The following is a 9,537-nucleotide window of genomic DNA, read 5'->3' as shown; positions in this document are numbered from 1 at the left end:
AAGGTTCTGGCTGGCATATTGCATGATCAGCCGGCCCGTCGTGGTCTCGCCGGTAAAGGCGATCTTGGCAATGCGCGGCGACGACAGTACTAGGCCGAGATTAGACCGAGACTTGGTCTCGTTGTGTGTCCCAAGCAATTGCATCTGGCACTGGCTGTCGTTCAATTTTGGCACTGGATCTGACTCAGATCGATGGCCTCTTTGCAGATATCTCGACCGGGGAAGGATTGAAATAACAGTCCGATCCTAAAGCATGGCGATCGCAGCCACTTTAGATGTATCTGCCGTAGTCGGAATTCACCTTCTCGTCGGTGATGTACTTCAGGATCTCGCCGACATTGCGGGCCGCCCGCATCGGTATGGGCAGCTTCTGGTTCATATGCGTGGAGTTCCAGTTCACCTTGGTCAGCGAGAATACCTCCTCGGCCAGCGTCTTAACGGTGCTGTCGCTGCGCGAATGCGGACAGATTAACAGGGGCTTCGGATCGTACATGCCGGGATAGGTGCCATAGTATGGAATGCTGCCGGTGGTGTAGAGCAACCCCTTGCCGCCCAACTCGACGAACGTGCCGCGCATGACCGGGTAGTTCCCATCACGCAGAACCTTGATGTGAGATGATTCCTGAACCCATACTAGATCGCGCAATTCGGTGCCGACCTCCTGCAACGCGTCCAGGATTCCATCGGCCTCTTCGTCTCGAAACCGCGACGTCTTCAACACGATCACCCTGGCCGGATAATTCATGTGGTGGGCCTTGTAGGCGGTCAGCACTTCACGGATCAGTTCCTTGGCATCCTCCTCGGCCATGTATGGGTGTCGGCCCCGTGTCTCGGTACGGGCCCTCTTACCCTTCAGGATGAAGCCTCTGCCCCGCTCATCGAACATCTGGGCAGCGCTGGTGAACAGCTGCTGGCCACCGACTTCGCGATAGAAGCTGACCCCGATGTAGCACGCCGTGAATTCGCCCTCCTTGGGCATCCGGCGCCATGGAATGCGGCCCGTGCCTTTATAGTAGAGCGTCGTCATCAGGTTCCAGGCGCGGTCGGCCTCGTCCTGAATCTGGCGGCCGGAGGCCTCCTTGACCTTCTGGGGAATGGTCACCGAGTCATCCAGCACGTCCTCCCAGACGATTTGGATCGGAAAGCGAAGATCCATGGCGCGCGCCTTCAGCATACCGCGGAAGTTGGGCGCATCGCTCCCACCGCTGTCCTCCTGCTCCGTGGTGCCATCGGGGGAGTATTTTGCATTGACGACCCGCTCGATGAGGCTGACGGGGAGCGCCACGATGGCCACGTTGGGACGCTCGGTCCCCTCGTCGATTGCCTGGAGCTGTCCCACGACCTCATCGACGGCCATCTCGACCGCTTTCTCATGGTTGGGCTCTTTCAGGATCGCTTCGATGCGTGCCTGGGGAATGGCCAGCGCGGCATTATCGGCGAGTTCGAACTTGCAGCGGAACGGGTTCAAATTGCCCAACCCGGGAAAATCCGGATGCAGGTTGGGATGCTTCTCGGTCTTGCCAGGAAAGCCGGCCGTGGCGTCGTCGAGAAAGCGCCTGGTGTCCTCGATGGTCTTGGCGTTGCCAACGACGGCGATGCGAATTGCATCGCCCACGGGCGTCTGCAACGGACCGGCCTCGTGCAGGCCGAGCCGAGGATCGGGATGGTGGTGCTTATCGCCGAATTCGAGATGGGGCTCGTCGAAGATCGTGGTTTCGAACTTCATAAGAATTCGATCTCCGACTGGGCATTGCCTTCGCCATCGTCTTTGGTCTTGTTACTCCCCCAGACGTCTTCGGGGACTTTGGTGGCGAGGTGCACTTCGGGCGGCTCCCCGAACTTCAGCTGGGCTTCGAGGGTGGGCTCGGCGAACAAATCATCGGCAGCGCCATCCTGCCTGGTGAGGAAACGGTGCCAGAGTATCAGCTGCCCGCGCAGCGAAGCGCTGTTGTCGAGGCGCTTCTTACCTGCGAGCAGTTCGGCCGGGTAGGAATGCGGCTGGAAGCCGTTGGTGGTGAAGTAGTAGTTTGGGTTCACTACCAGGAACCACTCGTCCAGTAGGTTCTCGAAGCGCGGGATGAACGCATGGTGGCGCACGAAGGCCACCCTGGTCGGATCGGCCTTGTGCAAGGCAACGTTCACGACCTCGGAGCTGGCCTTCTGCTTGGAGGATTTGTAGGCAAACGTCCTCGATGTGTTGGCCGCCAGCGCCCTGAAATAGAATTGGCTGCGCTCTTTGTCCCAGCCTAGATCCTTGAACTGGTGACCCAAGGCGCGCCGAAGCAGATGGGCGAACACGTGGCGTTCGTCGACGTCCTCATGGAGCGCAAGATGGCGGGTATCGATGGCCTCGACCTGATCGAGTTCGACGATCTCGCGGCACACGGTCTTCCGCGGATCTTGAAAGGTCCACAGAGTGTCGACCTTCATCACCCAATCGAAACGTGCCGGCTCATCCAGCTCCAGCAATATCCTGGTGGCGTCCTTCGGCGAGTGGGTGGTCGGTGCAACATACATCTCCTTCGGGAAGGTAATGGGGAGCATGTTGACGAGCGCGTCTTCGCCGCCGCCCAGTGGCGGGATGTAGTAGCCGAAACCAGCCTTGGGGACCGTTATGGCGGCGAGCCTGTCGATAGCGTCCGCGTCGAGGCGATCCAGCTTCTTATCAAATTTCAATCGGCGCTCGCCCTCGCCGGACCCTCGTGGGATCTCCTTCCAGTAGAAGGATTCGTCAGCGTCGCGGTAGAGCACGATGACCACAGGCAGATTAGATGGGCGCCAGTAGTCCAGGTCTTCGCTGCGCACCAAATAGGTGAAGCCGTTGTCGTCCTCCGAAGGATAGGCGTTACTGTGGCGGGCTTTAACCTGAACGGCGATCATCTTGGCCAGCGGAACCCCCTTGTCCATGACTTCGACGATTGCATCGACGCCCGCCTCGAGCCTCGACCTTACATCGAACTGGAAACCTATCTTCAGGAAACGAAGTCGAGCCGCGGTTTCACCGATTTCGCCCAACAGCTGATTGTCGGTGATCTTCTTTGACATCGACGCTCCAGAGGAACATTTGACGAACACCCAATATTGGGATTTCGTTTTCCGTTGTCGATAGTCATTTGCCGGGTTCTGCTACATACCCATAGCTTTTTTGACTTTTCACTATCTGCGACGGCGTCATGCAACTGGACCCTTCGTTTGAGGGCTTGTGCTGGTATGATGTTGGCACGGAGGACCAGACGTATGGACTACAGCATTGTGGCGGCAGACGAAGCTCGGATAGCATCGAATCCTCAGCTTTCAAAAGGGTAGTCGATGCGACGTCCTCGTCCAAAAAACCTAAGCCCATCGGTCACAAGAATATCGTTCTTGTTTTGCTCATTCCGATCCGGGATGCTTTTGTGGAGACTAGGAGCCGCAAAGCGCACCGACCAAATCCCCTTGCCACCTGCATCGGTCACCACGATATGCGACGCGATGGGACGAATTGCCGGTCTGCTGCTGAGCCCACGAAAGCACTTGTGTGAACCGCTCGCCTTCTGACTTGCAGAACTCGATCACGTGCTCCAACCACTTGTCGTACCAGACCCAACTGCTCTTGTAGTCGCCGAGTCCGCCATATCCAGCATTCCCACCTGCTTTGGCAACCAGGCTCTGCCAGAGTTCGATGTGGCATTAATTCTGCAGAGTGGTATCGGGCGGTCTCCAGACACCAACGGAGACCGTCCAGCCATGCTACACAGCCTCGCGAACTCAAGGGCCGCAATGCGATTTCCTATGCTCGCTGGTCCTCTGGCAAGCAGGCCCAGGGCGACAGCCTTGCCCGACAAACCAAGAATGCCGAAGCCTCCTGTGCAATCCATGGGTTAACCCTCGACAGGCAATTGGTCGACAACGGAGTGTCAGCCTTCAAGGGTGGCAACCTCGACCTTGAGGCCAGCCTCGGGCAGTTCACTGCCGATGTGAAGGCCGGGACTATCCCGAGCGATACGGTGCTCCTCTTGGAGAACCTCGACCGCTTCTCACGCATTCATCCCATGGATGCCCAGCCGGTCCTTTCCGAACTACTCAAGACCGGCCTCACCTTGGTGACCCTGCAGGACCAGCGGGTCCACACGTATGAGGACTACCGCGCTAACTTCGCCAGCCTCATGATGTCGCTCATGACCCTGCAAGCCGCCTACGAGTCCAGCGCCAAGCTGTCCCATCGGGTGGGCGAAGCGTGGAAACGCAAGGCCGAGAAGGCACGCGCTGCGGTCGCAAGCGGAGGGGGAAGGGTGAAGGTAGCCAAGCTCCCCTTTCTGGATTGACCGCGAAACCAACGGCCTGAACGAGCGAGCCGATGACGCCCGGCTCGTCTTCAAGCTTGCCGAGGAGGGCGACGGACAGCAGATAATCACACAGATAATGAACACTCGCGGCATCCCCTCGCCCGTGGGAACACTTGGGCACAAGCCGTCGTCGGGGATGTCCTTCGGTCCCAAGCCGCCTACGGGTGCCTTGTCCTCAAGGGCGAAGAAGTCCCCGGCTATTTCCCGGCGCTGATCACCGAGACCGAATGGCTGGCCACTCGCCAGCGCACTAAGGCCCGTCGCCACAGCAGACAGGTGGGGCGGACATCGAACCTGTTTTCTCGCATGGTTCACTGCGGACACTGCGGCTCCCCGATGGTCCTCACGTCCTCCAAGAAGGGCGGTGCGGTGTGGGGCTATTTCACCTGTACGGGCAAGACGTTCAAGCGCACCGGATGCACCGCCGCCAACTGGTGTAGAAGCTTCGTCGACGCCTGCACCAATTAGCGCTTTGCGCCACTATGATGGAGGCAGTCGGATCCCTTCGAGAGCGTATGGCGAGTTGCGCCGCACAGAGGGGTTGTAACGGACAATATCCTTGAGGCAGGCGTCCACAGACTTCGGCTGCAAAGACTTGCACAAACCATACAGGGTATCGGTTGGCGCAAGGAACCTATGCGTTGTAAGTGGAGATAACGTGTACAGCGGCGGTATGTTTAGTTGCTGACCAACTCTTAGCTGCGACGCTTCTCTGAAGGTGATGCCATTCGCGACAGAGAGTAAGTGAAAATAGAAGCCGTTTCCGTAGAAACGCTTTGCAATGCCCCAGTATGTATCTCCGCGTGCAACAACGTAAACCTCCTCTTCCTTTCCGAAAGACCTAATAAGTTCGATCTCAGTCTCAATATCGGCGCGGATTTGTTCAAAATCCCATTGCGGCCTTAGTCGTGCGACATATGCTGTAGTGAAAGTGGGCGAAGCTGGGACATCGTCAAAACCCGACCGATATCGATCTACTAGAAACGTAGGCTGAACTGACCAAAAGAATTTAGTAATCGTGTCAAGAAATTTCTGATATCGCCGCGACGTCACTGCGCCGTCCTGAACATTTAGATACGTCCCATCGACATAATCGCCACCGCGAACTCTATATAATTGCTGATCAAATTGATTGAGAAAAACCGCCATAGAAACGCGGTCGGGTCCGATTGGGTCAATCATGGTCATCTTGAAAATTTGGCCGAGCTCAAGCGCGCTCGTAAGTATGTTGCCAGCGACGGAATTTACATTAATTCCAAATATTGAATCCACATCGACATTTGATGTGAGCGTGGGCTTGTTGGAGACCATTCTGCCTGTGTAGCGGCCTTCAGGCATTACATCTACAAACCGAAAGCTCAAAGCGCCACTATAGCTACCCGAAATCCCCGCGAGGTCGGTTTTCCACTGACCACCGAAAGGCAAGTCGCCGCAAGCTCGGACTTTCCCACTCAAATTGCCTGCGTACACAATGCTGGTCTTCGAAGTAGACTGAACGTTAAAATCGGCGTTCATGTACGAACAGCCGCCCTGACTCAACGCGTTAACAATCGCTGAGCGGACTGCCTCTATCGTCTTGGAAGCGTCATAGATTTGCACGAACGAGACGTCGACGGTATCGATATTGTTCTTCTGAAATTCATATCCCCAGTAGGCTATGAACGGCGCGACTTTCCAGAAATCAGCGGGGATCTCGATCGGCTGCATTCCGTATTTTGAATTTTCTGCATTTACGCGCGCCACCCAATCCACAAAGCGTTGCTGCGCCTCGGGCTTTCGGAAAGGATACCTAACAAAACACGGGGACATCTCATCAATGCTGCCCTTGCATGACCCTTCCTCCACGTTTTGCGCTGCCGCCCATTCGGAAAGAAGCCCTACGCTGGCAATCGCGACCGCCGCTGAGAAAGCCAACATGCGCATTACCGATCTCATAGCTTCGCTCCGGAATTTCATGGCTCTGCTATCGAAATGCAACCGTTGGATGTGGCTATAATGGCGACCTTGTCACCATTCGGTAGTACGGCCTTTGCGCCTGCAAGGATAGTTCCTCCGAATTCCTTTGTGTAAACGTCACCGCCAGCACCCTCGAAAATTAAATTAGGTGCATTATCCATTTGGAACGTTATAATGTTTTCCGCGTTGCTTAACCCTGCTACGGACTGCATTCGCGTGGCTTCGAGACGCTTGGGAATATATGCAGTTGCGCTCAGCGGTAATTTACTGTCTGGCACTATGTTAAGAGCGCGGAGAACGGCAGTAGGAACGGATGCACTACGAATCTCACAACTTTCTGTTACGCCTTCGTTCACTAGTTTGTCGTCTTTAGACGTGATGTCGCCACGACCACATTTGTCAAAGTCGTCTGCTAGACTATATTCTCGCAAAACATCTGCCTTTGCGACGTTGCCGTTGTTGCGATCAATCAAATTCGCAAGGGGTGCAGCCAAGCTGTAATAGCGCGACCCGAGAGGAAGACAGGCACCCGCATTGGGATTATTCGAGTCGGAGCACCAGGCCATGCATGTTGCGATGGATGGGGGTGCCACAGCTCCAAATACGCCCACTAAGGCAGAAGGCGTCGTTCGTAAGGCGCTAACAGACGTCCGATTGTAATCGACATCAAAATCACAGTTTGTAGGGCTAGCAGCCGGTGTGCCGATTGTGCACCCTATAAAGGTATTGTTGCTGCTCGGGGGTACAGAGGTCGATCCGGGAGAAGTAGATGTGCTTCCATTAGTTCTATTCCTGAAGGTAGCGGAGTACGTAAGATAGAAGCTGCGATCACTGCAGGAGTTCACTGCATATTTGCCCGCCGCATTCGCACACTGACAACGTGAATCCCCGCCTGGCGCACCATTGCTAAGGCTGATATAGTTGGCAGGGTTACCCGTACAATTGGACCCAGTTCCGCCGTTTCCCGGTTTTGGTGGGAGGCCGTTCCCTTCTCCTGCAACAGGTAAAACCAGCGCAAGAATCGTAACGCAGTGGAGGAGTCGCGAAAGGCGCGGGCGCGCACTAGGTCCGTCTCGTTTGTGATCCTCAAATACCTTTTGGACGGAACCACGGCGGCGATAGAAAGCTGCCATGGCAGCAAATCCAAGGCCAACGACTACAAGCAGGGTCTGCTGCCAAAACACAATGAGGTGGATGGATGCCGATTCTTCCCGAAAAGCATCGGCTTGGCCGCGAATAACTCCGTACAATACCAGAAAGATACCTGTTGCTAGCGCAGGCTGTCTCAGTACCTTAAGTTTCCTAATGGAAACAAATAAGATAAAAAATATCAGCAGCCCTTCAGTAAGAGCTTCATAAAGAGCGATTGGGTAGCGATCGATGCCAGAGGCGTCTGGTGGGCAGAAAAAGCAGGTCTCAGGAAGGCCGACTAGATCTCCACTTATAAAGCTAGCACCGCGCACAACCAGAATTCCGATAGGAGCACAAACTGCTATGCAGTCGTACATTCGAAGCAGGGGGATTTTCGAAATTCGAGCAAATAGTGTCGTCGAAATAAAAACTCCGATAATGGCACCAAACGAAGACATACCGGCGCCGTAGACTTCAAAAGACGCAGGAGAGTCAATAACAGCCACGTAGCCCAAGCGGGCGCCGGCGATTAAGCCAAAGCCTAGCCAGAGCAATAGACTGTCGTACTGCTGCGGCGTAAGCGGAGTGCCACCAATACCCCACAACGCTTCCTTAGTGAGTAACCTAGTGCCAACTATCCAAATGCTGAAAAGTGCAAGAACGTACCCCAAAGCACTTACTGTTATCTCGATGCCGAACACTTGCAAGCTCGTAGACGTAAGCATGGCCACCCCCGGTTTGACTCGCTCTTACTTCTCCCTACGCAATCCTCCAATTCGGGCTCATTGCACACCGCCGTGACGACGCGCTATCGCTCGATAGGTGCAATCGTACTCCAACTACTTCGGACATCAAGCAATTTCTTAGCGCATCCAGACGGCAGCATCAGTTCATACTTTCCACGTTCTGCTGACCAGGACTCTAAACTTTTAGAGATAGCTGTGGAGGCGCGTCAACATCAGCAAAATCCGCTATTTACATTAACTCAGTGAGCCAGATTTGCCCAGACCCTGCAGTTCGCTCTTTCGAACCATCGTCAATAGGATCAACCGCATCGTTGAAATTGATCGCGCAGGCCTGCAGCTTGGCACCGAGAGCATCATCGATGCGATTCGTAGACCGATGTTCGATCTCATGGCGAATGGCGAGAAGGAACTCGAGGTTCTTGGCCACCGCGCCCTTGGCAGGACAGTTGCCCTGCTTGAGGCAATGACCGAGTTCCCAGTACTTGTCTGCGCCTTCCTTGGTCTTTTCGGCGGCGTATCGATAGTCGACGCCTTCGCGCTTGAACCAGGCGTGCAGCAGATAGGTCCAGGCGATGACGGCGGTCACGATGAACAGCTCGGCACGGAACGTGAGGCCGGCCGAGTTGAAGACATGCACCGCGGCGATCATGGATTCCCGGGCCTTGATCAGCAGTTCATCGCCGCGTCGGCTCAGGCCCGTGTCGTAGTCGACGTCGGGCCAGGCCGATATGAAGGCGTTCAAGTCTTCCTCGTCTGCCGCCTTGACGTCCTTGTGCTTGGCTCCGCTGCGGATTTCCCCGATCAGCCGGTGGTTGACCGTCCGTGTCGGTCGCGTGAAATACGCAAGAATGTCTTGATCGTTGGTGGCATTGCCGCCGCGGGCGATCATCGCCTGACGATGCCCACCCCCCACTTTTCCAAGGTGTTTCCGGCGCGCCTTTGGACCTTGCGCTTCGGTTTTTCCCCCACCGCCACCAATGCCACCGCCACCTCCTGCTCGACCAGATTCGGCTGCCCTTCTTCCAACAATTCCTCCCGCGTCAGACGAAATCTGGCCTATCCCGGAATCCTCGCACGGGGCAAGGTGGTGCGCCGAGGCCGCATTGCCTAGCAGCAGCCCGATGCCTTGGCCGAAGGCGCGCAGCAGGCTGGTACCCGCTGTTGTTCCGCACGGTGACGAGGCTTGCAGATGGCTGCGCACACGCCCAGCGTCAGCGTTGCTCGACCCTTGATAGCAGTGCGAATGTCCGCTTCCTGCTATCCAATGCCGGAAGCGGCCAGTCTGCAATCCACCGATAGTGTTGAAGAAGTCGGCGATGAAGCCGTGGATCCACTCGCACCGAAGCGTCTTGATTAAGGTCGACGCGACCTCCTCGCCT

Annotated in this window: 8 protein-coding genes and 1 pseudogene; 4 read left to right on the top strand and 5 right to left on the bottom strand. The window is 55.9% G+C overall.

Annotated elements, in window-relative coordinates; all coding sequences use genetic code 11:
* Positions 1–271 precede the first annotated feature (271 nt).
* Positions 272–1,726 carry an argonaute/piwi family protein gene (locus tag NKJ20_RS33350; RefSeq protein ID WP_352749847.1) on the bottom strand — a complete coding sequence of 485 codons (1,455 nt, stop codon included), beginning with the start codon at positions 1,724–1,726 and terminating at the stop codon, positions 272–274.
* A complete protein-coding gene (locus NKJ20_RS33345) occupies positions 1,723–3,045 on the bottom strand; it encodes a DUF4365 domain-containing protein (RefSeq protein WP_352749845.1) in 1,323 nt (440 codons plus the stop codon). The genes NKJ20_RS33350 and NKJ20_RS33345 overlap by 4 nt, the downstream gene beginning before the upstream one ends.
* 397 nt (positions 3,046–3,442) lie before the next feature.
* Here NKJ20_RS33345 and NKJ20_RS33340 point away from each other — a divergent pair, with 397 nt between their 5' ends.
* From NKJ20_RS33340 to NKJ20_RS33325, 4 genes and pseudogenes are all read left to right on the top strand, one after another.
* A complete protein-coding gene (locus NKJ20_RS33340) occupies positions 3,443–3,499 on the top strand; it encodes a DUF4113 domain-containing protein (RefSeq protein ID WP_502902847.1) in 57 nt (18 codons plus the stop codon).
* Positions 3,500–3,533: 34 nt separating this feature from the next.
* Positions 3,534–4,304 (top strand): recombinase family protein, encoded by a 771-nt coding sequence (locus NKJ20_RS33335; protein WP_352749849.1) that lies wholly within the window; start codon positions 3,534–3,536, stop codon positions 4,302–4,304.
* 105 nt (positions 4,305–4,409) lie between these two features.
* Positions 4,410–4,568 (top strand): annotated as a pseudogene (locus NKJ20_RS33330) (recombinase family protein); the annotation flags it as partial.
* 63 nt (positions 4,569–4,631) lie between these two features.
* Positions 4,632–4,793, top strand: a complete 162-nt coding sequence (locus tag NKJ20_RS33325; protein WP_352749843.1) for a recombinase zinc ribbon domain-containing protein — start codon at positions 4,632–4,634, stop codon at positions 4,791–4,793.
* A 12-nt stretch (positions 4,794–4,805) separates the two neighbouring features.
* Here the strand turns inward: NKJ20_RS33325 and NKJ20_RS33320 are convergent, their stop codons facing one another.
* From NKJ20_RS33320 to NKJ20_RS33310, 3 genes are all read right to left on the bottom strand, one after another.
* A complete protein-coding gene (locus tag NKJ20_RS33320) occupies positions 4,806–6,248 on the bottom strand; it encodes a LysM peptidoglycan-binding domain-containing protein (RefSeq protein WP_352749841.1) in 1,443 nt (480 codons plus the stop codon).
* Between the two features lie 29 nt (positions 6,249–6,277).
* Positions 6,278–8,113, bottom strand: coding sequence for a prolipoprotein diacylglyceryl transferase (locus NKJ20_RS33315; protein WP_352749840.1), 1,836 nt, complete (start codon positions 8,111–8,113; stop codon positions 6,278–6,280).
* Positions 8,114–8,387: 274 nt separating this feature from the next.
* A partial coding sequence (locus NKJ20_RS33310; RefSeq protein ID WP_352749838.1) for a DUF3644 domain-containing protein occupies positions 8,388–9,537 on the bottom strand: 1,150 nt, incomplete at its 5' end.

The sequence above is a fragment of the Mesorhizobium sp. M0185 genome, assembly GCF_040322175.1.
Taxonomy (GTDB): Bacteria; Pseudomonadota; Alphaproteobacteria; order Rhizobiales; family Rhizobiaceae; genus Mesorhizobium.
The sequence above is the reverse complement of the archived record's forward strand: the minus strand, read 5'-3'. Positions and strand labels throughout refer to the sequence as shown.